Source organism: Cellulomonas triticagri (assembly GCF_003696205.1).
Lineage (GTDB): Bacteria > Actinomycetota > Actinomycetes > Actinomycetales > Cellulomonadaceae > Cellulomonas > Cellulomonas triticagri.
Window position 1 is genome coordinate 1 of record NZ_RFFI01000059.1, and the last position, 26,966, is coordinate 26,966.

The following is a 26,966-nucleotide window of genomic DNA, read 5'->3' on the forward strand; positions in this document are numbered from 1 at the left end:
GGCGGCCGGGCGCCGGGGTCGCGGCGGCGCAGCGCGGGCTCGGGCCGGCAGACCGCCCAGGCCGCCGACGCCACGCCCGCGAGCGCGCAGGCGCACACCAGCAGCACGGTCACGGCCGTGGCGGTCAGCGCCGTGACGAGGCCGAGCGGGTGCACCTCGTCCACCACGTCGAGCCCGTGCAAGGTCTCGCTCACCGGCGTCCACACCAGCGTGGCCCCGGCGGCGCCGAGGAGGGCGCCGAGCAGCGTCACCCCTCGCAGGTCCCCGACCATCATGGACGTGATCTGCGCGCGCGTGGCACCCAGGATGCGCAGGCGCATGTACTCGCCCCAGCGCGTCGTCACCAGGTGGTCCACGCAGGACCGCAGCAGCACCGCGGTCAGCAGGCCGGCGATGACCACGAACATGGCCACCGACGTCAGGTCCCCGACTCCGCCGCTCCGCACCACGGCGACCGCCTGCGCTGCGAGCGCGCAGATCAGCAGCGCCCCCACAGCGACGACGACAGCGAGCACCGCGAACGCCCCCCGGTGGCGGCGACGCAGGGCCGCGGCGAGCCGGCTCACGCCGGCGCACCGATCAGCTCCGCGACCCTGGCCGGGTCCAGACGACCCGCCTGCGCCGCGACGCGGCCCGCGCGCAGCAGCAGCACCCGGTCCGCGCGGGCGGCGACCTGGGGGTCGTGCGTGACGAGCACCAGCGAACCCCCCGCCTGCGGGACCTGATGCAGCGCGCGCACGACGTCGTCGCGCGCCACCGGGTCCAGAGCGCCCGTTGGTTCGTCGGCGAACACCACCGGTGCCGCCATCGCGAGCGCCCGTGCGACGGCGACGCGCTGCTGCTCACCGCCGGACAGCTCGTCGACAGCCGTCTGCTCGTATCCGGCGAGACCCACACGCGCCAGGCAGTCGCTGACCACCTCCGGTGCCAGCCGCCGCCGGTCGATCCGGGCCTGGACGGTGATGTTCTCGGCCACCGTCAGCGCATCCAGCAGCATGCCGTCCTGGAACACGAAGGCGAACTCGCGGCGGCGCAACCGTGCCCGCGCGCCGTCCCCGAGCCGGCCGACATCGGTGTCGTGGAACCACACCCGCCCCTGGGTGGGGACGCTCAGGCCGGACAGCACCCGCAGCAGCGTCGACTTCCCGCACCCCGAGGGCCCCACGACCGCCAGCGACTCGCCCGCCGCCAGCGACAGGTCGACCGGTCCGACGGTGAACACCCGCTCGCCCGAGCGCCGCTGCACCACGGCACCCTCCAACCTGAGGACCATCCTCTGCTCCGTCTCGTCGTCGCCTCGCTCTGTGCTGAACCGCTCGTGCGGGCTGGTGGCCCGACCAGGGACCGGGGCGCCGGTCCACGACCCGCGCCCCGGCCCCGGTTCACCTGCTGGCGCCGCTCAGCACCCCGTGGCACCCGGATGTCGGGCTCACGCGCGCCGTCCGGCCCGACCAGGGTGAGCGAGCCGTCGTCGTGGCGACGCCATGCGCCGAACCGGACGAACAACGGACCGTCCCGCCACCGCAGGTCCGTCAGGACGTGCGGCCCCCGGACATCTGCCAGGTCCCGGTCGAGCTCGGTCAGGAGCGTACGGAGCGCATCGTCGCCGACCGGGTAGACCGTGATGAACTTGCCCGACTCCGTCTGGCTGGCCTGCTTCGCGTTCTTGAGACGGAGGGTGAACGGCGACGGCGTGAACGTGAAGGCCGTGCCGTGCGCGAAGCAGTGGCGGGCGACGACCGCCAGGGCAGTGGTCGCCGGCGCGGCTGGTCCACTGCTCCGGGAGGTCGACCCGGTACCCGTCCGAGCGCGCAGCGCGCGGTGCGTAGTACGGGTCGTCCGGGCGCAGGTGCTCGAGGTAGCGCTGGTCCATCAGCGCACGTCCCGGACACGGAAGGCGACGGCGCGCCCGACCGCCGCGATAGTCGGGCACGAGCCGCACCGTCGTCGGCACCCGGCCTGCTCCAGGTCGATCGTGCAGCTCGCGTCGCTGCGCGGCTGCGTCCTGCGGATCCGGTCCACGGCCTCACGCTCCCGTCTCCCGGCGTCCGGTTCGCGGTGGTGTCACCCACCTCGCCGGGTCTCGGTAGCCAGACTGCACAGGTGCCAGGGCCCGTCCCCGCTTGCCGAGGGGGTGCCCTCCACTGGGGCCGTCGCGCGGTCCGATCATGGCCGGACCTCCGCCGCCACGGTCGCAGCGTGAAGGCCGGCCCCGTCCCCATGCAGGTCAGCGCTCCGCGGCGGCGCGAACCCGTTCGCGGCCTCTCACCTCGGGACCCGCGCGTCAACCCCGATCTCGTCGGCGGCGGCCCGGGACCCCGACCCCGCGTCAGCGCCGGCTTCACGGCGCGGGCAGCACGACGGAGACCTCGCGGTGGCAACCCTCCCGCACGCCACCGCCCGCCTGTCGACACGTGGTCAGCTCCGACCGTCCCCGCCGCCGACCCCACGCAGCCGTCCGCGCCTACCTGGCTCGCGCCACCGTGACGAGCGCCCCGCGCTCCGTCGTCGGGAACCGCGCCACCAGCGCCGCCAGCGTCGCGGCGTCCTCGTTCGCCCCGAACGCCTCGGCGTGCGGCTGGAGCGCGACGGAGTCGGCGAGCGACCCGGCGTCGACGGGGTCGAACCCCAGGGCGTCCACGAACCGCGCGACCTCGGCGGCCGCGTCGGGGTCGTCTGCCGCGACGGCGACGGCCCGGCGCCCGGGGGTCCCCGCGGGCCGGTGGCCCTCGTCGAGGTCGTGGTACCCCATGTGGTTGAACGCCTTGACGACCCGGGCGCCCGGCAGCGCCGCCTGGACCAGGACGCTGGTGGCGACGGCGGGGTCCTCGAGGTCGGGGCGCTCGCCGTCGGTCTCCCACCAGTAGTTGAGGGCGTCGACGACCAGCGTGCCGGTGAGCGACGCGCCGACGTGCGCGGCGACCTGGTCGAGCCTCCCCAGCGGGAACGCGAGGACAACGAGGTCAGCGCGGGCCGCCTCGGCGGCGTCCACGGCCCGGGCGCCGGGCGCGAGCACGTCCACGATCAGCGCGATCCGGTCGGCCGGGCCGGACGAGGCGATGGCCACGTCGTACCCGGCGGCGACCGCGAGGCGGGCGAGGACGGTGCCGACCTTCCCCGCCCCGAGGATGCCGACGGTGCGGGGCGCCGTCACGCGACGTCCCCGGCGAGCAGGTCGCGGACCATCGGGGCGACCTGGGTGCCGAACAGCTCGACGGCGCGCAGACGGTCGCTGACCCGCAGCGGTCCCGCGGTGTAGACGAGGTCGAACCGGCTGACGTCGAGCGCCCGCACGGTGGTCGCCACCTTGCGCGCGACGGTCTCCGGGGAGCCGACGTAGAGCGAGCCGTGCTCGACCTCCGCGTCGAACTCGGCGCGGCGCAGCGGCGGCCAGCCCCGGCTGGCGCCGACGGCGTCCCGCATCTGCTTGTACGCCCCGAAGTACGCCTCGCGAGCGGCCTCGTCCGTCTCGGCGACGAGACCGTGCGAGTGCACGCCGACGCGTCCGGCGGTGGTGCCGAGCTGGTCGGTCGCGCGCCGGTACAGGTCGACGAAGGGACGGAACCGCTCGGGCTCGCCACCGATGATCGCGAGCATGAGCGGCAGCCCGTAGTGCGCGGCGCGGACGACGGACTGCGGGGACCCGCCGACACCCACCCAGGTCTCCAGGCCGCCCTCGGTCTTCGGGTACACGTCGGCGTCGGTCAGGGAGGCGCGGGTGCTGCCGGACCAGGTGACCGGCTGCTCGCGCAGCAGCTGCGCGAACAGCTCGATCTTCTCCTCGAACAGCACCTCGTAGTCCTGCAGGTCGAAGCCGAACAGCGGGAACGACTCCGTGAACGACCCGCGACCGAGCATGACCTGGGCGCGCCCGCCGGACAGCGCGTCGAGGGTCGCGAACCGCTGGAACACCCGGACCGGGTCGTCGGAGCTGAGCACGGTGACGCCGGAGGCGAGCCGGATGCGCTCGGTGCGGGTGGCGATGCCCGCGAGGACCGTCTCCGGGGACGACAGCGCGAAGTCGGGGCGGTGGTGCTCGCCGAGGGCGATGACGTCCAGGCCGACCTGGTCGGCGAGCACGCCCTCCTCGACCACCCGGCGGATGGCCTCGGGGTGCGTGAGGACGCGGCCGGTGGTGTCGTCGGTCGGCAGGTCGCCGAAGGTGTCGAGGCCGAGCTGCAGGGCGGTCATGACGGGGTCCTCCCGGGTGGTCGTCGCACCCATCGTGCGCGATGCTCGTTGAACAATCAACTACCCGGACGGATTTCGCCCGCGTGCGCGGCGGTGTGGTGCCGACGGTGGTGCGGGTCAGGCGACGACGGGGCGCGCGGGCGCACCGGCCCGCACGGACGCGCCCACGGTGGACTCCCGCGTCACGACCTCGAAGTCCGTGATCACCTCGACGTGCTCCGCGGGCGCGGTCCCGGCGACGCGGGCGAGCAGCAGGTCCACCGCGGTGGCGGCGATCTGCTCGCGCCCGGGCGCGACGGACGACAGCGGCGGCGAGGCGTAGGCGGCGTCCTCGATGTCGTCGAACCCGATGACGGCGACCTCGTCGGGGACGACCACGCCCCGGTCGTGCAGGACGTGCAGGGCGCCGATCGCGAGCGCGTCGTTGAGGCCGAACACCGCGTCGATCTCCGTCCCGGTGTCCAGCATCCGGGCCATGGCGTCAGCGCCGGTGGACCGGTGCCACAGCCCGGCCTCGCCGATGAGCGCCGGGTCGACGGGCAGCCCGGCGTCGGTGAGCGCCTGCTCGTAGCCGCGCTGCCGCAGGGCGGCGGAGCCGACGGTCTCGCCCTCGTGGGCGCCGATCAGCGCGATCCGGCGGCGGCCGGTGGCGATGAGGTGCTGGGTGGCGGCGCGGGCGGCGTCGACGTTGCTCATGGTGACGTGGTCGGCGGGGCCGCCGAAGATCCGCTCGCCGAGCAGCACCAGGGGGAAGTCGACGGCGAAGTGCGCGCGGTCCTCGGTGCCGAGGGCCAGCGGCGAGAAGATCAGGCCGTCGGTGAGGTGGCGGCGCTGACCGCTGAGCACCTCGAGCTCGCGCTCCCGGCTGGCGTTGGTCTGCTCGATGAGCACGATGAGCCCGTGCTGCTCGGCGGCGCGGATCACGGAGTCGGCGAGCTCGGCGAAGTACGGCAGGCTCAGCTCCGGCACGGCGAGGCCGATCATGCCGGTCCGGCCCTGGCGCAGGTTCCGCGCGGAGATGTTGACCTGGTAGCCGAGCTCGGCGATGGCGGCCTCGACCCGCTCCTTGGTCTCGGGGCGGATGTACGGGTAGCCGTTGATGACGTTCGAGACGGTCTTGATGGACACCCCGGCCATGGCCGCGACGTCGTGCATCGTCACGCCGCTCCCGCGTCGCCTCCCGGCCACCGCCACCTCCGTCGCCCTCCGACCCGTCGTCCTGCTCGCGGCGCGGCTGCCCGGCACCGCACCGCGACCCAGCGTAGGGCCGCGGCGCGGTACCGGGCGGCACGTCCCGCCGCCTAGGTGGTGCTCACCGGCCGCCGAGGCCGGTGGTGGCGACCGCCTTGACGATCTGCCGCTGGAACAGCATGAACAGCAGGATCAGCGGCAGGGCCGCGATGACGGCCGACGCCATGGTCTGCGCGTAGATGGTGCCGTAGGCGTTCTTCACCGTCGAGAGCCCGACCGGCAGGGTCATGAGGTCGGGGTTGTTGGTGACGATGAACGGCCACAGGAAGTTGTTCCACGCGCCGATGAACACGAAGATCGCGACCGCGGACACGATGGGCCGGGAGATCGGCAGCACGATGGACCAGAAGGTCCGCCAGTGCCCGGCCCCGTCCACGCGCGCGGCGTCCTCGATCTCCTGCGGGACCTCCGCGAAGAACTTGCTGAAGATGTAGACCATCACCGGCGCGACGAGCTGGGGCAGGATCACGCCCTGGTAGGTGTCGACGGCGCCGATCGCCTCCATCTGCCGGAACAGCGGGACGATGAGGATCTGCCCGGGCACCGCGATGAGGGCGACGGTCCCCGCGAACAGCAGGTTCTTGCCGCGGAACCGGGTGCGGGCGAACCCGTACCCGGCCAGGGCGCACACCCCGACGGTGAGGATCGTGACGGACCCGGCGATGAACAGGGTGTTGACCATCCACCGCCCGACCTCGCCGCGCTCCAGGACGGTCCGGTAGTTCTCCAGCGTGAACCCGCCGTCGGGGAACCACTGCAGCGGGACGGCCTGGGCCTGCGCCTCGGTCTTGAACGAGGTGTCCACCGCCCACGCGAGCGGCAGCAGCCAGGTGACGGCGAGCAGCACGAGGACGACCACGGCGAGCACCGTGGCGACCTTGCTGCGGCCGAGGACGAGCGCCCGGGTGCGGCGCTGCTCGTCCCGGCGCTCGACGAGGGTGCGGCGGAACCCGCCACCCGCGGGGGCGGAGATCGTGTCAACGGCCACGGCGCTGCTCCTTCCGGCGGGCGCTGGTCAGCACCTGGAAGCCCACGGCGACCGCGATGATGAGCGCGAAGTAGATGTAGGACATCGCCGAGGCGTAGCCCATGCGGTACCCGGTGAACCCGGTGTCGTAGATGTACTGCAGGATCGGTCTCGTGACTCCGCCGGGTCCGCTGCCGCCGTTGAAGGCGATGAACATCTGGTCGAAGACCTTCAGCGACGCGAGCACCTGGAGCACCGTGATGAGCACGGTGGTGGCCCGCAGCTGCGGCAGCGTGATGGAGAACAGCCGCCGCCAGCCGCCCGCGCCGTCGAGCGCGGCCGCCTCGTACATCTGGTCCGGGATGGCCTGCAGCGCCGACAGGTAGAGCAGGAAGTTGAAGCCGACGGTCCACCACAGGGTCAGCAGGGCCATGGACCACATGGCGACGGAGGTGTCGGTCAGCCAGCCGACCTTGTCCAGGCCGAGCCGGTCGAGCCAGTAGTTGAGGAAGCCGATCTCCGGCTGGTAGAGCCAGACGAAGATCTGCACGACGACGGCCACGGGCAGCATGTACGGCGCGAAGAACGCGAGCCGCCACACCCACTGGCCGGGCAGCCCGGTGTAGACCAGCAGGGCCATGACGAGCGCGACGACGACGAGCGGCACGGTGCTGATCAGGGTGAACACGAGGGTGTTGCCCAGCGTGGACCACATGGTGGCGTCGCCGAACGCCTCGGCGTAGTTGTCGAACCCGACCCAGCCGCCGTTGCCCATCAGCGACTGCTCGGTGAAGCTCAGCCCGAGGCCCCACAGCGTGGGGACGACGAGGAACAGGACGGCGACCAGCAGGAACGGCAGCACGAACGGCCAGCCGCTGCCCTCGCGGCGGCTGCGGCCGCGGCGCGGTGTCCGCGGGACGTCGGGAGTACGTGGCGGCGCCGTGGGCGCCTGCGACGGGGTGGTGACGGTGCTCATCTGCTCGATCCCTCCGTCACGCCGGCGGCTTGGTCTGGAGGGCCGCGTCGAGCGCGCCGATCAGGCGGTCGACGGCGGCCTCGGGGGACGACTTGTCGAGCCAGGCGCCCTGCAACGCCTCGCCGACGCGCGCCTGGAAGTCCGACCCGGAGCCGGTGAACCACGCCTGCGGGTCGAAGACGGCCTCGTCGGCGGCGGCCGCGTAGTGCGACTGCGGCACCTTGTCCTGGTACTCGGCGGACTCGGTGATCTCCCGGTTGGCCGGGATGTGCCCGCCCTCGGACCACAGGAGCGACTTGCGGAGCATCGCCGCGACGGTCGCGTACGCCGCCTCGCGCTTGGCGGGGTCGACGTTGACCTGGTGCGGCAGCACGAAGACGTGCGAGTCGCCGTAGGTGGCGGGGCTGCCGAAGACGGTCGGCATCGGCATCGCGTCGACGTCCACCTCGGCGGTGAGGAACGACTGCAGCTCCCAGTTGCCGTTGAAGCACGCGCCGACGCGACCGGTGGAGAAGTTCGCGACCGCCGAGGGGTAGTCGCTGTTGGCGATGGCGACGGTGTCGTCCAGCCAGGACTGCACCCACGAGGTGACCTCGACGAGCGCGTCCCGGTCGACCTGGGCGGCCTCGCCGGGGTTGAGCACGACCTCGGCGCCGGTCTGCGCGTACAGGCCCCAGAGCATCCGGGACATCTGCGCGCCGTCGCCGGTGTACCCGTACCCGATCCCGGCGTAGCCGGTGGTGTCGGCGAGCGCCCGACCCGCCTCGACGAACCCCTCGGGCGAGTCGAGTCCCACGAGCCCGTCGGGCCCGAGGATCCCGGCGGCGTCGGCGATGCCCCGGTCGTAGAACAGGATGAACGCGTGGAAGTCGAGGGGGACGGCCCACAGCTGGCCGTCGATGACGGCGCGGTCCCACAGCGCGGGCGGGAACATGTCCTGCGTGACGCCGTGCTCGGCGAGCAGGTCGACGTCCCAGGGGTCGAGGACGCCACCGGGCACCCACCCGGCGACGCGGGTGAGGTGCATGACCGCGAGGTCGGGCGAGCGCCCGCCGACGGAGGCCATGACGAGCTTGGTGTAGTACGGCGCGCCCCAGGTGAGCACCACGGGGTCGATGCCGACCGACGGGTCCTCCTCCTGCACCTCGGTGAGCATCTGCTGGAAGATGCCGCCGTCACCACCGGTGAACAGGTGCCACATCTGGATCCGGGTCGACGCCGACGACGCCGGTCCCGTCCCGGTCGCGCACCCGGCGAGCGCCCACGCGCCGGCGAGCGCCCCCGCCCCGGCGAGCGCCCCCTTCAGCACCGTCCGGCGGCTGGGTGCCCACCCGCCCGGACTTCCTCGACCTGCTGAGATCATCCTCGACCTCCTGCCCGGCCGGCAGCCCGCACCGGCAGTTTTCATCGTTGAAGAACCATCGGCAGTGAACCAGGACGAACAGGACACGTCAACAGGTGGCGCGCCCTGAGTTGCCACGTGGCAAGAATCCGGGGCGCGGCGCCCCCGAGGAGGACGGCGGGCGGCACGCCGCACGTCGCGAGGACGGTCCGCGAACCGCGCTGCCGCGCGAGCCCGGGTCCCGCTCGCGCCACCCCCGCACGACGAAGGGCCCGGCACCCTCAGGTGCCGAGCCCTCCTACGACGCCGCTGCGAGCGGCGGTCGTCACTTCTTGTTGCGACGCTGGTGACGCGTCTTGCGCAGCAGCTTGCGGTGCTTCTTCTTCGCCATGCGCTTGCGGCGCTTCTTGATGACGGAGCCCATGGGTCCTCACTCGCTTCCTGGTGGCGAGCGCTGAGCGTCCGCCGGGTCGTGGTCGATCGTCGCGCGGCACGGCCAGCGCACCGGGCCGACCCGCCCGGCCTCGCCGGGTGGTGCAGCCCCGTGGAACGCCCACGCACGGGAAAAGTCCGTGCCCTACCTTACGCGATCAGGGCACCCGCCCGCGACGCGCCGCCGGGCGGCCCGGCTCGGACGGGGTCAGGAGGACAGCCGTCCGGCCCGGGGGCCGCCCTCGTCCTCGTCGGCCGCGAGGTCGAGGCGCGCGGTCGACAGGTAGTGGTCGAGCGCGTCCTGGGGGACGCGGAACGACCGGCCGACGCGCACGGCCGGCATCTCGCCCGAGTGCAGCAGGCGGTACACGGTCATCTTCGACACGCGCATGACCTCGGCGACCTCGGCGACGGTCAGGAACCGCACGCGCCCGGGCTGCTCGCTCGACATGGTCGCTCTTCTCGTTCGTGCGCGTACCGGACGCGCGCGGGATCTGCGGACGGCTGCCGCGTCGCCACCTTAGAGCCTGCTGGGACGGGAGTGAAAGAGGAGACGGGTGGGACGACCTCCGCGCGCCCCGCGGTTCCCCCGGTCGGCCGTCACCCGGCCGCCCCCCCCCCGCCAGCCCCCTGGCGCACGGCGGAGCAGCGGGTCAGTCGTGCAGCGGGTCCAGGCCGAGCGCCGGGAACGTGGCCGTGCGGGTCGCGCGCACGGCCCGGTCGACGTCGTCCGCGGGGTCGAAGCCCGCCGACCACGGCGCCCACGCCAGGTCGGCACCGTCGGACATCGAGCCGGGCCCGGGGCGGCCGTACAGCTCGACGACCTGCTCCCGCCACACCTCCGGCAGCCGGGTCGCCGGGTCCAGCGGCCGGTGCACCGCGATCCCGAGCAGGTGCGTCCACGCCCGCGGCACGACGTCCACCACCGCGTACCCGCCGCCGCCCAGGGCCAGCCAGCGCCCGTCGGCGACCTCGTGCGCGAGGTCGTGCAACCAGGACGAGACCAGGCGCTCGGCGTCGACGCTGACATCCAGGTTGGCGATGGGGTCCTCCACGTGCGCGTCGCAGCCGTGCTGCGTCACCAGCACCTGCGGGGCGAACGCCCGCACCACGGCGGGCACGACGGCGTCGACGGCCCGCAGCCACGCGGCGTCGCCGGTGTGCGACGGCAGCGCGACGTTGACCGCCGTCCCCGGGGCGCCGGGGCCGCCGGTCTCGTCCGGGTAGCCGGTGCCGGGGAACAGAGTGGCGCCGCTCTCGTGCACCGAGACGGTCAGCACCCGCGGGTCGTCCCAGAACGCCCGCTGCACGCCGTCGCCGTGGTGCGCGTCGACGTCGACGTACGCGACCCGCTCCGCCCCGGCGTCCAGCAGCGCGCGGATCGCCACGGCGGCGTCGTTGTAGACGCAGAAGCCCGCCGCGGCGCCGGGCATGGCGTGGTGCATGCCGCCCGTGAGGTTCACGGCGTGCTCGACCTCGCCGCGCCAGACGGCGAGCGCGGCCTCGCGGCTCCCGGCGACGATGCGCGCGGCCGCCTCGTGCATGAGCGGGAACACCGGGTCGTCCTCGGTGCCGATGCCGCGGGCCGGGTCGCCCGCGCCGCCGTCGGAGGCGCGCCGCACCGCGGCGACGTAGGCCGCCTCGTGCGCGGTCTCCAGCTGCGCGTCGGTCGCGGGCTCGGCGCCGACCACCTCGACGCCGGGCAGGTCGAGCAGCCCGAACGCGCGCGCGAGGCGCACGGTGAGGTCGAGCCGCAGCGGTGCCATCGGGTGCCCCGGCCCGAAGTCGTACCCCAGCAGCTCGGGGGTCCACACGACACGCACCCGGCCGGTCATGACCACACGGTAGCCGCTCCCCGACGACCTCCCCGCGCCGTGGCAGGGTGGGCACCGGCACGCCCGCGCCCGTGCGGGTAGCGTGTCGCCGCGCCGACCCGGCGCCGGGCCCGCGCACGGGCCCGCTCGGCAGGCACCAGCACGGCAGGAGGACGGATGGCACGGGGCATGCCCGGCGTGCTGCAGGCCGGGCGCGAGGTCGTCGACCGGCTCGCCCGCCAGTCCCCCGCCCGCCTCGCGCTCGGGGTGTTCGGCGGGGTCATCGCCGTGTTCACCGCCCTGCTTTCGATGCCGTGGGCGACCGCCTCCGGCGAGCGCGCCCCGTTCGTGGACGCCCTGTTCACCGCCACCTCCGCCGTGTGCGTCACCGGGCTGGTCACCGTCGACACGGGGACGTACTGGTCGACGGCCGGGCAGGCGACGATCCTCGTCGGCATCAAGATCGGCGGGCTCGGCGTGATGACGCTGGCGTCGATCCTCGGCCTGGCCGTGTCCCGGCGGATCGGCCTGACCCAGAAGCTCCTGGTGAGCTCGGAGACCAAGACGACCCGGCTCGGCGAGGTCGGCTCGCTGGTGCGCACGGTCATCGTCACGTCGACGGTGCTCGAGGTCGCCATCGCCGTCGTGCTGATCCCCCGGCTGCGGATGCTCGGCGACTCCTGGGGCGAGGCCGTGTGGCACGGCGTCTTCTACGCGGTGTCCGCGTTCAACAACGCCGGGTTCATCCCGACCCGGGAGGGCCTGACCCCGTACGCCGCCGACTGGTGGGTGCTGCTGCCGATCATCGTCGGGGTGTTCATCGGGTCGCTCGGCTTCCCCGTGATCCTCAACGTCGCCCGCACCTGGCGCCGTCCTCGCCGGTGGAGCCTGCACTCCAAGCTCACGCTGACCACCAGCCTCGGCCTGGTCGCGTTCGGTGCGGTCATGGTCGCGGCGTTCGAGTGGACGAACCCGCGCACGCTCGCCGGCATCGGCTGGAACGAGACGTTCCTCGCCGCCCTGTTCGCCGGGGTGATGCCCCGGTCCGGCGGGTTCTCCACCGTGGACGTGGCCGACATGCACGAGGGCACCTGGTTGCTGCAGGACGCGCTGATGTTCGTCGGCGGCGGCTCGGCGTCCACCGCGGGCGGCATCAAGGTCACGACGCTGGCGGTGATGCTGCTGGCCATCGTCGCGGAGGCCCGCGGCGACCGGGACGTCGAGGCGTACGGCCGGCGCATCCCGCGCGAGGCGCTGCAGGTCGCCATCGCGGTCTCGCTCGTCAGTGCGACGATCGTCCTGGTCGCCTGCCTGCTGCTCCTGGCGATCACCGGGCTCACCCTGGACGTGGTGCTGTTCGAGGTGATCTCGGCGTTCGCCACCTGCGGCCTGTCCACCGGCCTGTCGTCGGACCCGACCCTGCCCGACGCCGCCAAGTACGTGCTCACCGTCCTGATGTTCATCGGCCGGACCGGCACGATGACGCTCGCCGCCGCCCTGGCGCTGCGCAGCCGTCGTCGGGTCATCCGGCTGCCCGAGGAGAGGCCGATCATTGGATGACCTGACGAAGACCGGTGCGACCGGCCTGCACCCGCTCGGCGGCGGGCGGGACATCGCCGAGGCCGCGCGGTCCGCCCGCGCGGGCAAGGCCCCGAAGCGCGACGCCGGCATCCTGGTGATCGGGCTGGGCCGGTTCGGCTCCGCCATCGCGGCGACCCTGGACCGGCTCGGCCAGGACGTCCTCGCCGTCGAGCGCGACCCCGACCTGGTCGCGCAGTGGACCGGCCGCATCCCGCTGGTCGAGGCCGACGCCGCGAACCCCGAGGCGCTGGAGCAGCTCGGCGCCCGGGAGTTCTCGGTCGCGGTCGTCGGCGTCGGGTCGTACCTGGAGGCGTCGGTGCTCATCACCGGCAACCTCGTCGACCTCGGCACCCCGCAGATCTGGTCCAAGGCGATCAGCACCGAGCACGCCCGCATCCTGCAGCGCATCGGCGCGCACCACGTGGTGCTGCCCGAGGCCGACGCCGGGTCCCGGGTCGCGCACCTGGTGTCCGGAAAGATGCTCGACTACATCGAGGTCGAGGACGGGTTCACGATCGTCAAGATGCGGCCCCCGCGCGAGACGCAGGGCTTCACCATCGGGCAGTCGAAGATCCGCGAGCGGTACGGGGTGACCGTCATCGGCGTGAAGTCCCCCGGCATCGACTTCGTGTACGCGACGCCGGAGACGCGGATCTCGACCAACGACCTGCTCGTGGTGTCCGGGCACACCGACCTGCTCGAGCGGTTCGCCGCCCGCCCGTGACCGGCTGCCCGTGAGCACGACACCGCCCGAGCCCAGCCCCGCCGACGCTCCCGCCCCCCGGGACAGCCGCGGGCTGCTGCTGGCCGCCCTGCGCCGCGCGGACGGGCTCACGCAGGTCGAGCTCGCCCGGGCGACGGCCCTGTCCCCCGGGACCGTGTCGTCCGCCGTGGCGGCGCTGGAGGCCGAGGGCGTGGTCCGGGTGACCGCGACGACCCGGTCCGGGCGCCGCGCCCGCGCGGTGTCGCTCGCGACGCCCGGGGGCGCGCTGGTGGGCGTGCACTGCTACGTGGACGAGGCGCGCGTCGTGCTGGACCGCGGAGACGGCGACCTGGTCGAGGCCGTCGTCCCGCTGCCGGGCGGGCACCGCGCGGAGCACGCCGTGCGGGAGGCCCGCGCGCTGCTGGACCGGGTGCTGGCGACCACCGGCACGGACCCTGCCGCCGTGGCGGCCGTGGGCGTCGGCGTGCCCGCTCCCGTGGAGGTGCGCTCGGGCCGCGTCGCCGGTGCCGGGGTGCGCGAGGGCTGGGGCGGCATGGTCGCCGCACCGGGCCTGCTCGCGCCCGCCCCGGGCGTCCCGGTGGTCTTCGACAACGACGGCAACCTCGGCGCGCTGGCCGAGGCCCGCACGGGCGCGGGGCGCGGGCGGCGCAGCGTCGTGCACGTCGCGCTGGGCCGGGGAGTCTCCGGGGGCCTGGTGGTCGGCGGGGACGTCGTGCACGGCCGCACCGGCACCGCGGGCGAGCTCGGGCACCTGACCATCGACCCGGACGGCCCGGTGTGCCAGTGCGGCAACCGCGGCTGCCTGGAGGTGTACGCGGGCGCGCACGCCGTCCTGAGCCTGCTGCACGCCAGCCACGGGCCGCTGACGGCCGCGGAGCTGCTGGAGCACGCCGCCGCCGGGGACCCCGGGTGCCGCCGGGTGCTGTCCGACGTCGGACGGCACGTCGGCACGGCCCTGGCGTCCGTGTGCACGGTGCTGGACCCGGACGTGCTGGTCGTCGGCGGGGTGCTCGCCGGGGCGGGCACGGTGCTCCTGGACCCCCTGCGCGAGGTCCTGGCCGAGCGTACGGCTGTGACGTCCGGCGCGGTGGTGGACGTCGTGGCCGGGCACCTCGGGCCCGGCGCGCCGGCCCGGGGCGCGCTGCTGCTGGCCCGGGACGCGGTGCTGGCGGGCTGACCGGCCCGCGACGCGCCGGAGGGCGCCACCCGTGACGGGTGGCGCCCTCCGGGCGTCGTGCGGGGGCTCAGCGAGCGGCGCCCGCGCGGCGCTTGTTGTAGATGTCGAACGCGACCGCCAGCAGGAGCACGAGGCCCTTGACGATCTGCTGCGTCGACTGCGGCACGCCCATGAGCTGCATGCCGTTGGACATGACGGCCATGATCAGGCCACCGACCATGGCGCCGGTCACGCGGCCGACACCACCGGTCGTGGACGCACCGCCGATGAAGCAGGCGGCGATGGCGTCGAGCTCGAACATGTTGCCCGCGCCGGGCTGGGCGCCGTTGGAGCGGGACGAGTAGATCGCGCCCGCCACACCGGCGAGGAAGCCCATGTTGACGAAGATCCAGAAGTTGACCTGCTTGACCTTCACGCCGGACAGCTGCGCGGCGTTGAGGTTGCCGCCGATGGCGTAGACGTGACGGCCGAACACCGTGCGGGTGGTGACGGTGTTGTAGGCCAGGATCAGCACGGCCAGGATGATCAGCACGATCGGCAGGCCGCGGGAGTGCGCGAGCTGCCAGGCGAACGCCATCACGACGACGGCGATGGCGACGAGCTTGAGGACGAACAGCGGCAGCGCCTCGACGGACTGCTGGTAGCGCAGGCGGCCCATGCGCGAGCGCCACGCGGAGAACGCGTACCCGGCGACGGCGATCGCGGCGATCACCAGGGTGAAGACGTCGTAGCCGTTGCCGCCGAACAGGCCGTTGATGAAGCCGCCCGCGACCTTCTGGTACGAGGAGGGGAACGGCGACAGCGAGATGTTGTTCAGCACCTCGTAGGTCAGGCCGCGGAACAGCAGCATGCCCGCCAGGGTCACGATGAACGCGGGGATCCCGACGTACGCGACCCAGAAGCCCTGCCACGCGCCGACCAGCAGGCCGACCACGAGCGCCGCGATGATGCCGACGAACCAGGGCTGACCGTTCTTGATCACGAGGATCGCGGACACCGCGCCGGTGAGCGCCACCACCGACCCGACCGACAGGTCGATGTGGCCGCCGATGATGACGATCACCATGCCGATGGCGAGGATCAGGATGTACGAGTACTGCAGGACGATGTTCGTGATGTTGCCCGGGGCGAGGAGCACGCCGTCCGTGAGGACCGCGAACAGCGCGACGATCACGATGAACGCGATGTAGATGCCGCTCGTCCGCAGGTTCTTCGTGAAGATGTCCCGCAGGCCTTCCACTGCCGTCATCGAACCGATTCCTTTTCCTTCGTCATGAGCTCCATGAGGCTCTCCGGGGTGGCGGTCGCACGCTCCTGCACGCCGGTGATCCGGCCGAACGCGAGCGTGTAGATGCGGTCGCAGATGCCCAGGAGCTCCGGCAGCTCGGAGGAGATGACCACGACGGCCTTCCCCGCGTCCGCGAGCTTGTTGATGATCGTGTAGATCTCGTACTTGGCACCGACGTCGATGCCGCGGGTCGGCTCGTCCAGGATCAGGACCTCGGGGTCCGTGTAGATCCACTTGGACAGCACGACCTTCTGCTGGTTGCCGCCGGACAGCTTGCCGGTCAGCGCCATGACGGTCGGCGACTTGATGTTCATGGACCGCCGGTACTCCTCGGCGACCTTGATCTCCTCGTTGCCGTTGACCCACCCGGCCGTGGACAGCTTGTTCAGCGCGGCTGCGGAGATGTTCTGGCGGATGTCCTCGATGAGGTTGAGGCCGTAGGTCTTGCGGTCCTCGGTGGCGTAGGCGAGGCCGTGGTCGATGGCCTCGCGCACCGAGCGGGTCTGGATCTCCTTGCCGTGCAGGAAGACCTTGCCGCTGACGTTGCGGCCGTAGGACCGGCCGAAGACGCTCATCGCGAGCTCGGTGCGCCCGGCGCCCATGAGGCCCGCGATGCCGACGATCTCGCCCGCCTTCACGGAGAACGACGCGCCGTCCACGACCACGCGGCCGGGCTGCGTCGGGTGCTCGACGTGCCAGTCCTCGACGCGGAAGATCTCCTCGCCGACGTGGCTGACGTGCTCCGGGTACCGGTGCTCGAGGTCGCGGCCGACCATGCCCTTGATGATGCGGTCCTGGGTGACGTTGTCCCGGACCATGTCGAGGGTCTCGATCGTCTTGCCGTCGCGGATGATCGTCGTGGAGTCCGCGATGTCGGCGATCTCGTTCAGCTTGTGCGAGATCATGATCGAGGTGATGCCCTGGCCCTTGAGGTGCCGGAGCAGGTTGAGCAGGTGCTCGGAGTCCGAGTCGTTCAGCGCGGCGGTCGGCTCGTCCAGGATGAGGAGCTTGACCTTCTTGGACAGCGCCTTGGCGATCTCGACGAGCTGCTGCTTGCCGACACCGAGCTGGCCGATGGGGCTGGTCGGGTTCTCGTCCAGGCCGACCCGGGCCAGCAGCTGCGCGGCCTCCGAGTTCGCCCGGTTCCAGTCGATCAGGCCGCCGTGGGAGCGCTCGTTGCCGAGGAAGATGTTCTCCGCCACCGAGAGGTAGGGCACCAGGGCGAGCTCCTGGTGGATGATCACGATCCCCTTCTCCTCGGAGTCGTTGATCGAGCCGAACTCGACCGCCTCCGAGTCGAACCGGATCTCGCCGGAGTAGGTCCCGTGGGGGTACACGCCCGACAGCACCTTCATGAGGGTGGACTTGCCGGCCCCGTTCTCCCCGCAGATCGCGTGGATCTCCCCGCGCCGGACGTTCAGGTTGACGTCCTGCAGCGCCTTGACCCCGGGAAAGGTCTTGGTGATGGAGTGCATTTCCAGGATGTGGTCGCTCATGCGGCCTCGACCGTCCTCAGTCGTGTCGGGCGATGGATCACCCGGCGCGGGGCCGGCCGGCACGTGAGGTGCCGGCCGGCCCGCGTCGGTCGTGCGGGGGTCAGTCGGCCTGGCCGGCCGCGACCTCCTCCTCGGTCCAGTAGCCCGAGTCGATGAGCAGCGACTGGATGTTGTCGGCGTAGACGATGTCCGACTCCAGCAGGTAGGACGGGACGACCTTCACGCCGTTGTCGTAGTCCTCGGTGTTGTTCGCCTCGGGCTCGTCGCCCTCGAGGAACGCCTGCGCGGAGACCACGGCCTGCTCGGCGAGCTTGCGGGTGTCCTTGAAGATGGTCGAGAACTGCACGCCGTCCTGGATGAGCTTGACGGAGGCGATCTCGGCGTCCTGGCCGCTCACGATCGGCAGGCCGGCCTCGATGGTGTCGCCGTAGCCGGCGTTCTGCAGCGCGGTGATGATGCCGCGGGAGATGCCGTCGTAGGGCGACAGCACGCCGTCGACCTTCGAGCCGTCGGCGTACGTGGAGGTGAGCAGGTCCTCCATGCGCTTCTGGGCGGTCTCCTGCAGCCAGCGCAGCGTGGCGACCTGCTCGATCTCGGTCTGGCCGGACTTCACGACGAGCGTGCCGTTGTCGATGTACGGCTGCAGCGTGTCCATCGCGCCCCGGAAGAAGAAGTGCGCGTTGTTGTCGTCCAGCGAGCCCGCGAACAGCTCGATGTTGAACGGACCGGCGGCGCCCGCCTCGGAGCCGTCGGCGTTGAGGACGCCGAGGCCGACGAGCAGCGACGTGGCCTGCTGGACACCGACGTTGTAGTTGTCGAACGTGACGTAGAAGTCGACGTTCTCGGTGCCGTTGATGAGGCGGTCGTACGCGATGACCGGGATGCCCTGGTCGGCGGCGGCCTGCAGCTGGTTGGCCAGCGCGGTGCCGTCGATGGAGGCGACGATCAGCAGGTCGGCGCCCTTGGTGATCATCTGGTCGATCTGCTGCGCCTGCGTCGGGATGTCGTCGGCCGCGTACTGCAGGTCGACCGTGTAGCCGGCCTCCTCCAGCTGGCTCTTGACGGCGTCGCCGTCGGCGATCCAGCGCTCCGAGGTCTCGGTCGGCATCGCGACGCCGATGGTGAGGTCGCTCGGCTCGGCCGCGGCGCCGTCCTCACCGCTGGAGCTGCCGGCGCCACCGCCGGAGCACGCCGTGAGGGCGAGCGCGAGAACGCCACCTGCGGCGGCGATCTTGATGCTCTTCATGTCTCTCCTCCTCGAGAGGTGCTGCTGACTCCGTCGTCTGCGGGGACGCCAAGCGTCGTCGCCCGTCCTTGCCTGCGCCGCACCAGCGGGGTCTCCCCCGCCGTCGGCGAGCACGTGCACACTCTCCCGGCGTTGAGTTCAGGAAGTCAAGCCAATGATTCGGGCGCGAGGTTGCAGATGGGTAACGGCGGCACCTAATCGCGGAATGACCAACGAATTCGCAGGTCAGAGCGTGGTCAGGCGCAGCCTGGGCGCGGGTTGATCTCTTCCCGACCACCCGTTCGGGGGAGGCGCCTGAGTTCGGTGCGCGAACTCATGGGTCCGATGTGCCCCGAGAGTCGTGCACGGAGACCAGCGCGGGCGGCACCGCGCCCCCGCCTGCGGGACGTACGGCCCCGGGCCGGGACCGTCGGCGCCGCTACCGTCGGTGGCACAGCCGCAGGACCCCACCGGAGACCCGATGCCCCTGCCCCCGCTCGTCGCCCCCGGGCCCCCGCTCACCGCCGACGACCACGCCCGCCACGCCCGCCAGCTCCTCGTCCCCGGCCTCGGGGTCGACGGTCAGCGCCGGCTCCGCGCCGCGCGGGTGCTGGTCGTCGGGGCAGGAGGACTCGGTTCGCCCGTGCTGCTGTACCTGGCCGCCGCGGGCGTCGGCACGCTCGGCGTCGTCGACGACGACGTCGTCGAGCAGTCCAACCTGCAGCGCCAGGTCCTGCACACGACCGCGGACCTCGGGCGCCCGAAGGTGCGGAGCGCCGCGGAGTCCGTCCGCGCGATCGACCCGCGGGTCACCGTGGTCGAGCACCACGAGCGCCTGACGGCGGGCGACGCCGAGGCCCTGGTCGCCGGGTACGACGTCGTCGTCGACGGCACGGACAACTTCGCGACCCGCTACGTGGTCGCGGACGCCTGCACCCTCGCGGACCGCCCGCTCGTCTGGGGCGCCGTCCTGCGCTGGGACGGGCAGGTCTCGATCTCGTGGAGCGACCCGCCGGCCGGGGCGGGCTACCCGGGGGTGCACTACCGCGACGTCTTCCCCGCTCCGCCACCACCCGGGGCGGCCCCCTCCTGCGCGGAGGCGGGGGTGCTCGGCGCCGTCTGCGCGTCGGTCGGGGGCGCGATGGCGACCGAGGTGGTCAAGCTGGTCTGCGGCACGGGGGAGCCGCTGCTCGGCCGGGTCCTGGTGCTCGACGCGCTGGGCGCCCGGTGGCGCGAGGTCGTCGTGCGCCCGACGCCCGGCCGCCGCCCGGTCACCGTCCTGGAGCAGCCGCCGGACGCCTGCCGCCCCGACGCCGCCGCCGGCACCCCGGCCGCCCTCGCACCGGTGGACCTCGCCGCCCGCCTCGCGGCGCGGGACCGTGGCGAGGACGACCTCGACCTCGTCGACCTGCGGACCGCCGCCGAGCGGGAGGTCGTGCGCATCCCCGGGTCGCGGGCGGTGCCCCTCCAGGCGTTCCTCGACGGCACGGCCTACGCGGACCTCGACCCGGCCCGCCCCCTCGTCCTGCACTGCCAGTCGGGTCGGCGGTCGGCCGAGGCGCTCGCCGCCGCACGGGCGCGCGGGTTCGACGCCGTGCACCTGGACGGCGGCGTGCTGCGGTGGCTCACGGACGTCGGGTCCGCGACCGGCTGACCGCGCGGGTCAGGGCGCGGGTCGGCGGACGGCCGGGTGGTCCCCGCCGCGCAGCTGGTCGACCCCGTGCCGCAGGGCCGGGATCAGCACCGGAGCGGCCTCGCGCACGGCACGTACCGAGCCCGGCAGGTTGACCACGAGCGTCCGCCCCGCGGTCCCGGCGACGCCGCGGCTCAGCACCGCCGCGGACGACCCGGCGGCCGCACCGACCGCGCGCACGGCCTCCGGGATGCCCGGCAGCACCCGGTCGAGCACGGGGAGCGTGTGCTCGGGCGTCTGGTCGTCGCGGGCGATCCCGGTGCCGCCCGCCGTCACCACCACGTCGTGCCCCTCCGCGAGCGCCGTGCGCAGCGCCGCGCCCACCGAGGCCCCGTCGGGCACGACCCTCGGACCGGCGACGAGGAACCCGGCCTCGCGGAGCAGCCCCGCGAGCGCCGGCCCCGTCTCGTCCGGGTAGACACCGGCGGCGGCCCGCGTGGACACCGTCACCACCAGGGCCCGGACCGCGTCGCTGCTCACGCCGACGGTCCGGCGACGCCGGTCCCCGTGGGCTGCGCGGACCCGTGCGGACCGCCGGACCCCTCCGAGGTGCCGGGGCCGTCGGTGCTGTCGTCGGCACGGCTCCAGGTGCCGGAGCGACCGCCGGACTTGCCGTCGACGCGCACGTCGGTGATCTCCGCGTCCCGGTCGACCCCCTTGACCATGTCGACGAGGGTGAGCGCCGCGGCGACCACGCAGGTCAGCGCCTCCATCTCGACTCCGGTGCGGTCAGCGGTCCGGACGGTCGCCGCGATGCGGACGCCGTCGTCCTGGACGTCGAGGTCGAGCCGCACCCCGTGCACCGCCACGGGGTGGCACAGCGGGACGAGGTCGGGGGTGCGCTTGGCGGCCTGGATCCCCGCGACGCGCGCCACCGCGAGCGCATCACCCTTGGGCACGCCGTCGCCCCGGAGCAGCGCCACCACGTGGGGCGGGACCCGGACGACCCCCGAGGCGGTGGCGGTGCGCGCCGAGACCTCCTTGGCGCTCACGTCCACCATGTGCGCGGCGCCGTGCGCGTCCTCGTGCGTCAGCCGCCGGGTCATGCCGCTCCCCGTCCCGGGTGCTCGGCCTCGAGGTCCGCGTAGCCGTGCGGCAGCAGCACCTGCACCGCGCTGCCGGCCGGCAGGTCCTGGTCCGGCGGGACCACCACGAGCGCGTCCGTGCGGGCGAGCGTCCCCAGCAGGTGCGAGCCCTGACAGCCGAGGGGCGTCACGGGCAGCGGCCACCCCGTGCCGGCGACGGCGCGCAGGTAGCGCTGCCGCCCGGGCCGGGCCGCGACCGCCCCGGTGAGGACCCCGGGGACCACCGGGCAGCCGACGACGCGCCGCCCCGCGAGCCGGTCCAGCGCCGGGCGCACGAACACCTGGGCGGACACCCACGCCGACACCGGGTTGCCGGGCAGGGTGATGACGGGCACCTGCGCCGGGCCGACCCGGCCGACGCCCTGCGGCATCCCCGGCTGCATCGCCACGCGCACCAGGTCCGCCTGGCCCGCGAGGTCCTGCTTGACGACGTCGAACGCCCCCGCGCTGATGCCCGCCGAGGTCACCACCAGGTCGACCGTCCCGTCCGCCACCCCCGCGAGCGCGGCCAGGAGGTCGCCCGGCCGGTCGCCGACCAGGGGCGCGCGCTCCACGGCGGCGCCCAGCCGGGTCAGCTCGGCGGCGAGCATCGGGCCGTTGGCGTCGTGCACGGCACCGGGTCGGAGCGGCAGGCCGGCGGGGACCAGCTCGGCGCCCGTCGACAGCACGAGCACCCGGGGCCGCCGATGCACGCGCACCCGGTCGCGACCCAGCGCCGCGAGCAGGCCGACGACGGGGGCCGTGACGGTGACCCCGCGCTCGAGGGCCGTGGCACCGAGGGGGACGTCCTCGCCCGCGCGGCGGACGTGGTCCCCGGCCAGCGGCGGGCGCCGCAGCCGCACCCGGTCCCCGTCGACCTCGACCTCCTCCACGGGGACCACCGCGTCGGCCCCCGAGGGGACCGGGGCGCCGGTCATCACCCGGGACGCCGCCCGTGCGCGCAGCGGCCCCGGCCACGTCCCGGCGGGGACGTCGCCGCGGACCGGCAGCTCGAGGACGGTCCCGACCTCGGCGAGCGCCGCGACCTCGGCCGCGCGGACGGCGTACCCGTCCATCGCCGCGGCGTCGAACCCCGGCAGGGCGACCTCCGCGTGCACGGGCTCGGCGAGCACGAGCCCCAGGGCGGCCTCCGTCGGCACGTCCACGACCGCCGTCGGTCGGACGACGTCGAGCACGGCAGCCCGGTGCTCGGCCACGGTGCGGTCGGTCGTCCCCATGAGACCCGACGGTAGGACCGTCGCGCGCCACTCAACGGTCACCGCAACGGCGTCTGAGTGGTGCGCGAGGCTGCCTAGGGTCGGCCCATGTCCGAGCGGACCGCCGTGCCCCGCGCGCCCCTCCCCGCACCGTCCGGTCTGGTGGACGGCTTCGGCCGCGTCGCCCGCGACCTCCGGGTCTCGCTGACCGACCGGTGCCACCTGCGGTGCACCTACTGCATGCCCGCCCAGGGGCTGCCGTGGCTGCCGACCGAGGAGGTGCTCACCGACGCCGAGGTGGTCCGTCTGGTCACCGTCGCCGTCCAGCGGCTCGGCGTCCGGTCCGTGCGGTTCACCGGCGGCGAGCCCCTGCTGCGTCGGGGCCTGGAGGACGTGGTCGCCGCGACCGCGGCGCTGCGCTGCCCCGACGGCAGCGTCCCGGGCACGTCGATGACCACCAACGGGCTCGGCCTCGAGCACCGGGCCACGGGCCTGGCCGCCGCAGGGCTGCGGCGCGTCAACGTCTCGCTGGACACGCTGGACCGGGGCCGGTACGCCCGGCTCGCACGGCGCGACCGCCTCCCGGACGTCCTCGCCGGTCTCGCCGCGGCGCGCGAGGCCGGGCTGCACCCGGTCAAGGTCAACGCGGTGCTGCTGCGCGGGGTCAACGACGACGAGGCGGTGCCCCTGCTGCGCTGGGCGCTCGACGAGGGCTACGAGCTGCGGTTCATCGAGCAGATGCCGCTCGGCCCGACCGGCGCGTGGGACCCCGGCACGATGGTGACGGCCGACGAGGTGCTCGCCGACCTGCGCACCGCCGTGACGCTGACCCCGGCGCCGGGTCGCGGTACGGCTCCCGCGCAGCGGTGGGTCGTGGACGGCGACGCCAGCCGGACCGTCGGGGTGATCGCCTCGGTCACCCGGCCGTTCTGCGGCAGCTGCGACCGCGTCCGCCTCACCGCCGACGGGCAGGTCCGCGCGTGCCTGTTCTCCGGGGAGGAGACGGACCTGCGGGCGCTGCTCCGCGACGGTGCGGACGACGACGCCCTCGCCGCCGCCTGGGCCCGGGCCGTGCTCGGGAAGCCCGCCGGGCACGGCATCGCCGACGCGGGGTTCCGCCAGCCCGCACGCCCCATGAACGCGATCGGAGGCTGACGTGCCGCACGTGCTCGTGCGCTACTTCGCGGGAGCCGGCGCCGCCGCCGGTGTCCCGGAGGAGCGAGTGACCCTGCCGGTGGGCAGCACCACCGCCGACCTGGTCGCCGACGCCTGCCGGCGGCACGGCCCCGACCTGGACCGGGTCGCCGCCGCGTGCAGCGTCCTGGTGGACGGCGTGCTCGACGCCGACCGGACCGCGACGCTCGCGGACGGCACCGGGGTGGACCTGCTGCCCCCGTTCGCCGGTGGCTGAGCACCGGCGGCCGGGACCCCCGGTGCGGTCAGGGGCAGGCGACCCACTCGTGCGTGCCGTCGGCGAACACCTGGCGCTTCCACACGGGCAGCGCGGCCTTCACCTCGTCCACCAGGTCCGCCGCGGCGCGGAAGGCCTCGGCCCGGTGGGCGGCCGCGACCGCGACGGCGAGCGCGCCGTCGCCCACGGCCAGCTCTCCCGTGCGGTGCTCGACCGCGAGCGCGTCGACCTCGTGCCGCCCCGCCACGCGGGCGGCGACGTCGGCGAGGACGGCACCGGCCGAGGGGTGCGCGACGTACTCCACGCCCTGCACCGGTCGACCGCCGTCGTGGTCCCGGACCACCCCGTCGAACGTCACGACGGCGCCCGCGGCCGGGCGGCCCACCGCTGCGGCGAGGACCGCGGCGGAGACGGGCGCGGTGGTGATCCCCGTGCGCACCACCTCGTGCGCGGCCGGCGACAGCCGGCTCCGGTCGACGGGCTCGGGGGTCACGTCGCGGGTCATGCCCCGAGCGTAGGTCGGGGCGAGCACCCAGCCCGACCGGCCCGTGCCCGCCTGAGGGTGCTCAGCCGCCTCGTCGCGCTGCCGGTCCTCGTCGCGCTCGGCGTCGCGGCCTGCGGGTCGCACGCGCCCGGTGCCGACGACGCGGAGGGAGGGCCGACGGGAGCGCTCACCGTGCTCGCCGCCGCGTCCCTGCGCGACGCCTTCGAGCGGCTGCGGGGCGTCTTCGAGGACGAGCACCCCGGCGTCACCGTGACGTTCGCGTTCGCGGGGTCCTCGACGCTGGCCCAGCAGGTCCTCGCCGGTGCGCCGGCCGACGTGCTGGCGACCGCCTCGACCCCGACGATGGCGCTCGTCGGCGACCTGGCGGACGAGCCGGTCGTGGTCGCGCGCAACACCCTCGAGATCGTGGTCCCGGTCGACAACCCCGCCGGGATCACGTCGCTGGCGGACCTGGCCGACCCCGGCGTCACGCTCGCGCTGTGCGCCCCCGAGGTGCCCTGCGGTGCCGCGGCCGCCGACGCGTTCGCGGCTGCCGGGATCACCCCCACGCCCGACACCTACGAGAAGGACGTCACGGCCGCGCTCACCCGTGCGGTGCTCGGCGAGGTGGATGCCGCGCTCGTCTACCGGACCGACGTCCTCGCCGCAGGCGAGTCGGTGCGGGGGATCCCGCTGCCGGACGACGTGCGGAGCAGCACCGACTACCCGGTCGCGGTGCTCACCGAGGCACCGAACCCGGACGCCGCGCGCGCCTTCGTGGCGCTCGTCCGGTCGGCGCAGGGCCGTCAGGTGCTCACCGAGGCGGGCTTCGAGGTGCCATGACGCGCACCCGGCCCCCCGTGCGCCCGCGGCCCGCCGAGCACCGCGCCGGCCCACGCGTCCCCCTGGTGCTCGCCCTCCCGGCGGCGGCCGCCGTCCTGGTGCTGCTGCTGCCGCTGGTCGCGCTCGTGTCGCGCGCACCCTGGTCCGGCGCCGGCACCGTGCTGGCCGCCCCCGAGGTGGGGCAGGCGCTCTGGCTGTCGCTGCGCTGCGCGACGGCGGCGACGCTGCTGTCCCTGGTCCTGGGCGTCCCGCTGGCGTGGGTGCTCGCCCGCGCGGACCTGCCCGGGACGGGCGTGCTGCGGGCGCTGGTGACGCTCCCGGTCGTGCTGCCACCCGTCGTCGGCGGGGTGGCCCTGCTGATGCTGCTCGGCCGACGCGGCCTGCTCGGCGCCCACCTCGACGCCTGGTTCGGGGTCACGGTCCCGTTCACCACCGTCGCCGTCGTCCTCGCGGAGACCTTCGTGGCGCTGCCCTTCCTCGTGCTGTCCGTCGAGGGCACGCTGCGTGCGGCCCCGCGCGGTGCGGACGAGGCCGCGGCGGTGCTGGGCGCCGACCGGTGGTACACGTTCCGCCGGGTGACGCTGCCGCGGGTCGCGCCGGGCGTCGTCGCCGGGGCGGTGCTGTGCTTCGCCCGCGCGCTCGGCGAGTTCGGCGCCACGGTCACCTTCGCCGGGAGCTTCCCGGGGACGACCCGGACCATGCCCCTGGCGATCCAGGAGGCGATGGAGCGCGACCCCGACGCGGCGGTGGCGCTCTCGCTGCTGCTCGTGGCCCTGTCGCTCGTCGCGCTCGTCGCGCTGCACGGCCGATGGGCCGGACGGGTGCTCGGATGAGCGCGGACCGGCAGGACGGCCTGACGGCGCGGCTCGTCGTCACCCGCGGCGACCTGCACCTCGACCTGCGGCTGACCGTCGCCCCGGGACAGGTCGTGGCGCTGCTCGGCCCGAACGGCACCGGCAAGTCGACGGCCCTGGGTGCGCTGGCGGGACTCGTGCCGACCGCGCCCGGCACGGACGTGCGGCTGGGCGGACACGTGCTCGACGGCCCGGGGGTGCACGTCCCGAGCGCCGGGCGCCGCTGCGGCCTGGTGTTCCAGGACCTCCGGCTGTTCGGGCACCTCAGCGCCCGCGAGAACGTCGCGTTCGGGCTGCGGGCGACCGGGGCACCGGCCGGTGCGGCGCGGGTGGCCGCCGACGGGTGGCTCGCGCGGCTGGGCCTGGTCGACCGCGCGGCCGTGCGCACCGACCGGCTGTCCGGCGGCCAGGCGCAGCGGGTGGCCCTCGCCCGGGCGCTCGCCCCGGACCCGGCGCTGCTGCTGCTCGACGAGCCGTTCGCGTCGCTGGACGCGGCGACCCGGCGACGCGTCCGCGGGGTGCTGCGCGCCGCGATCGGGTCCCGGCCGGTGCTGCTCGTCACGCACGACCCCGAGGACGTGCGCGACCTGGCGGACGACGTGCTGACCCTGGCGGATCCCGACGGTACCGGGACGGTCCGCGCCACCCGCACCACCCGCGACGCCGCGCCGGGTCCGGCGTCCGGGCCGGACGTGGCGGCGGTGGTGCTCGCCGGGGGCACGGCACGGCGCCTGGGCGGCGTCGACAAGACGGCGCTCGACGTCGGCGGACGGGCGGTGCTGGACCGGCTGCTGACCGGGCTGCGGCCGAGCGTGCCCGACGTGGTCCTCGTCGCCGACCCCGGCACGGCGACCTCCCCGTGGCCGCGGCGGGTGCGGGAGGACCCCCCGGGGTCCGGCCCCGCCGCGGCGCTCGCCGCCGGTGCGCGCGCGGTGC

The 26,966-nt window shown here is 74.3% G+C and carries 28 protein-coding genes; 9 read left to right on the forward strand and 19 right to left on the reverse strand.

Features of this window, described 5'->3' with window-relative positions:
* The 12 genes from EBM89_RS11550 to EBM89_RS11600 all read right to left on the reverse strand — a co-directional run.
* Positions 1 to 566: FtsX-like permease family protein (locus tag EBM89_RS11550; RefSeq protein WP_122149578.1), on the reverse strand; the 566-nt coding region annotated here is incomplete at its 3' end.
* On the reverse strand, positions 563 to 1,222 hold the full coding sequence (locus tag EBM89_RS11555) for an ABC transporter ATP-binding protein (protein ID WP_500778886.1): 660 nt from the start codon (positions 1,220 to 1,222) through the stop codon (positions 563 to 565). The genes EBM89_RS11555 and EBM89_RS11550, both read right to left, overlap by 4 nt.
* Positions 1,111 to 1,815, reverse strand: coding sequence for a class III lanthionine synthetase LanKC N-terminal domain-containing protein (locus EBM89_RS22670; protein ID WP_500778887.1), 705 nt, complete (start codon positions 1,813 to 1,815; stop codon positions 1,111 to 1,113). Before EBM89_RS22670 ends, EBM89_RS11555 begins: the two co-directional genes overlap by 112 nt.
* 649 nt (positions 1,816 to 2,464) lie before the next feature.
* Positions 2,465 to 3,154 (reverse strand): NADPH-dependent F420 reductase, encoded by a 690-nt coding sequence (locus EBM89_RS11560; RefSeq protein WP_122149580.1) that lies wholly within the window; start codon positions 3,152 to 3,154, stop codon positions 2,465 to 2,467.
* Positions 3,151 to 4,191, reverse strand: coding sequence for an LLM class flavin-dependent oxidoreductase (locus EBM89_RS11565; protein WP_122149599.1), 1,041 nt, complete (start codon positions 4,189 to 4,191; stop codon positions 3,151 to 3,153). The genes EBM89_RS11560 and EBM89_RS11565 overlap by 4 nt, the downstream gene beginning before the upstream one ends.
* A gap of 117 nt (positions 4,192 to 4,308) precedes the next feature.
* Positions 4,309 to 5,346, reverse strand: a complete 1,038-nt coding sequence (locus tag EBM89_RS11570; protein ID WP_122149600.1) for a LacI family DNA-binding transcriptional regulator — start codon at positions 5,344 to 5,346, stop codon at positions 4,309 to 4,311.
* 157 nt (positions 5,347 to 5,503) lie between these two features.
* A complete protein-coding gene (locus tag EBM89_RS11575; protein ID WP_122149581.1) occupies positions 5,504 to 6,430 on the reverse strand; it encodes a carbohydrate ABC transporter permease in 927 nt (308 codons plus the stop codon).
* Complete coding sequence (locus tag EBM89_RS11580; RefSeq protein ID WP_122149582.1) at positions 6,420 to 7,385, reverse strand: carbohydrate ABC transporter permease; 966 nt, start codon at positions 7,383 to 7,385, stop codon at positions 6,420 to 6,422. The genes EBM89_RS11575 and EBM89_RS11580 overlap by 11 nt, the downstream gene beginning before the upstream one ends.
* A 16-nt stretch (positions 7,386 to 7,401) precedes the next feature.
* Positions 7,402 to 8,748, reverse strand: a complete 1,347-nt coding sequence (locus EBM89_RS11585) for an extracellular solute-binding protein (RefSeq protein ID WP_122149583.1) — start codon at positions 8,746 to 8,748, stop codon at positions 7,402 to 7,404.
* Between the two features lie 304 nt (positions 8,749 to 9,052).
* Entirely contained in the window at positions 9,053 to 9,151 is a 99-nt protein-coding gene (locus tag EBM89_RS11590; protein ID WP_003792170.1) for a 30S ribosomal protein bS22, read from the reverse strand.
* Between the two features lie 216 nt (positions 9,152 to 9,367).
* Positions 9,368 to 9,610: a helix-turn-helix domain-containing protein gene (locus tag EBM89_RS11595; protein WP_122149584.1), complete on the reverse strand. Its 243-nt coding sequence runs from the start codon at positions 9,608 to 9,610 to the stop codon at positions 9,368 to 9,370.
* Positions 9,611 to 9,812: 202 nt separating this feature from the next.
* The gene (locus EBM89_RS11600) at positions 9,813 to 10,994 is read right to left on the reverse strand and encodes an acetoin utilization protein AcuC (protein WP_122149601.1); all 1,182 of its coding nucleotides are present in this window, start codon (positions 10,992 to 10,994) and stop codon (positions 9,813 to 9,815) included.
* 156 nt (positions 10,995 to 11,150) lie between these two features.
* Between EBM89_RS11600 and EBM89_RS11605 the strand changes: the two genes are divergently transcribed.
* The 3 genes from EBM89_RS11605 to EBM89_RS11615 are packed head-to-tail and all read left to right on the forward strand — an operon-like array spanning position 11,151 to position 14,455.
* Positions 11,151 to 12,533, forward strand: a complete 1,383-nt coding sequence (locus EBM89_RS11605; protein WP_122149585.1) for a TrkH family potassium uptake protein — start codon at positions 11,151 to 11,153, stop codon at positions 12,531 to 12,533.
* A gap of 52 nt (positions 12,534 to 12,585) precedes the next feature.
* Positions 12,586 to 13,278, forward strand: coding sequence for a potassium channel family protein (locus EBM89_RS11610; RefSeq protein WP_122149602.1), 693 nt, complete (start codon positions 12,586 to 12,588; stop codon positions 13,276 to 13,278).
* A 10-nt stretch (positions 13,279 to 13,288) separates the two neighbouring features.
* The gene (locus EBM89_RS11615; protein WP_122149586.1) at positions 13,289 to 14,455 is read left to right on the forward strand and encodes an ROK family transcriptional regulator; all 1,167 of its coding nucleotides are present in this window, start codon (positions 13,289 to 13,291) and stop codon (positions 14,453 to 14,455) included.
* A 67-nt stretch (positions 14,456 to 14,522) separates the two neighbouring features.
* Here the strand turns inward: EBM89_RS11615 and mmsB are convergent, their stop codons facing one another.
* From mmsB to chvE, 3 genes are all read right to left on the reverse strand, one after another.
* Entirely contained in the window at positions 14,523 to 15,704 is a 1,182-nt protein-coding gene (gene mmsB / locus EBM89_RS11620) for a multiple monosaccharide ABC transporter permease (protein WP_122149587.1), read from the reverse strand.
* On the reverse strand, positions 15,701 to 17,239 hold the full coding sequence (gene mmsA / locus EBM89_RS11625) for a multiple monosaccharide ABC transporter ATP-binding protein (protein WP_122149588.1): 1,539 nt from the start codon (positions 17,237 to 17,239) through the stop codon (positions 15,701 to 15,703). Before mmsA ends, mmsB begins: the two co-directional genes overlap by 4 nt.
* A gap of 100 nt (positions 17,240 to 17,339) precedes the next feature.
* Entirely contained in the window at positions 17,340 to 18,485 is a 1,146-nt protein-coding gene (chvE, locus tag EBM89_RS11630) for a multiple monosaccharide ABC transporter substrate-binding protein (protein WP_122149589.1), read from the reverse strand.
* Positions 18,486 to 18,945: 460 nt separating this feature from the next.
* Here chvE and EBM89_RS11635 point away from each other — a divergent pair, with 460 nt between their 5' ends.
* Entirely contained in the window at positions 18,946 to 20,118 is a 1,173-nt protein-coding gene (locus EBM89_RS11635; RefSeq protein ID WP_122149590.1) for a ThiF family adenylyltransferase, read from the forward strand.
* Positions 20,119 to 20,127: 9 nt separating this feature from the next.
* On the opposite strand, the gene EBM89_RS11640 is transcribed toward EBM89_RS11635, so the two are convergent.
* From EBM89_RS11640 to EBM89_RS11650, 3 genes are read right to left on the reverse strand one after another with little or no spacing between them, the layout of a single operon-like run.
* Positions 20,128 to 20,637: a MogA/MoaB family molybdenum cofactor biosynthesis protein gene (locus EBM89_RS11640; RefSeq protein WP_122149591.1), complete on the reverse strand. Its 510-nt coding sequence runs from the start codon at positions 20,635 to 20,637 to the stop codon at positions 20,128 to 20,130.
* Positions 20,634 to 21,203 carry a cyclic pyranopterin monophosphate synthase MoaC gene (moaC, locus tag EBM89_RS11645; protein WP_122149592.1) on the reverse strand — a complete coding sequence of 190 codons (570 nt, stop codon included), beginning with the start codon at positions 21,201 to 21,203 and terminating at the stop codon, positions 20,634 to 20,636. The genes EBM89_RS11640 and moaC overlap by 4 nt, the downstream gene beginning before the upstream one ends.
* A complete protein-coding gene (locus EBM89_RS11650) occupies positions 21,200 to 22,459 on the reverse strand; it encodes a molybdopterin molybdotransferase MoeA (RefSeq protein WP_122149593.1) in 1,260 nt (419 codons plus the stop codon). The genes moaC and EBM89_RS11650 overlap by 4 nt, the downstream gene beginning before the upstream one ends.
* Positions 22,460 to 22,546: 87 nt before the next feature.
* Between EBM89_RS11650 and moaA the strand changes: the two genes are divergently transcribed.
* Positions 22,547 to 23,593, forward strand: coding sequence for a GTP 3',8-cyclase MoaA (moaA, locus tag EBM89_RS11655; protein WP_122149594.1), 1,047 nt, complete (start codon positions 22,547 to 22,549; stop codon positions 23,591 to 23,593).
* Position 23,594: 1 nt separating this feature from the next.
* Positions 23,595 to 23,849 carry a MoaD/ThiS family protein gene (locus tag EBM89_RS11660; RefSeq protein ID WP_122149595.1) on the forward strand — a complete coding sequence of 85 codons (255 nt, stop codon included), beginning with the start codon at positions 23,595 to 23,597 and terminating at the stop codon, positions 23,847 to 23,849.
* 28 nt (positions 23,850 to 23,877) lie between these two features.
* On the opposite strand, the gene EBM89_RS11665 is transcribed toward EBM89_RS11660, so the two are convergent.
* A complete protein-coding gene (locus EBM89_RS11665; protein WP_122149596.1) occupies positions 23,878 to 24,354 on the reverse strand; it encodes a molybdenum cofactor biosynthesis protein MoaE in 477 nt (158 codons plus the stop codon).
* A 57-nt stretch (positions 24,355 to 24,411) separates the two neighbouring features.
* Here EBM89_RS11665 and modA point away from each other — a divergent pair, with 57 nt between their 5' ends.
* From modA to EBM89_RS11680, 3 genes are all read left to right on the forward strand, one after another.
* Complete coding sequence (modA, locus tag EBM89_RS11670; protein ID WP_233571693.1) at positions 24,412 to 25,176, forward strand: molybdate ABC transporter substrate-binding protein; 765 nt, start codon at positions 24,412 to 24,414, stop codon at positions 25,174 to 25,176.
* Positions 25,173 to 26,009 carry an ABC transporter permease gene (locus EBM89_RS11675; protein ID WP_122149597.1) on the forward strand — a complete coding sequence of 279 codons (837 nt, stop codon included), beginning with the start codon at positions 25,173 to 25,175 and terminating at the stop codon, positions 26,007 to 26,009. The genes modA and EBM89_RS11675 overlap by 4 nt, the downstream gene beginning before the upstream one ends.
* On the forward strand, positions 26,006 to 26,966 hold a 961-nt coding region (locus tag EBM89_RS11680), incomplete at its 3' end, for an ATP-binding cassette domain-containing protein (RefSeq protein ID WP_122149598.1). The genes EBM89_RS11675 and EBM89_RS11680, both read left to right, overlap by 4 nt.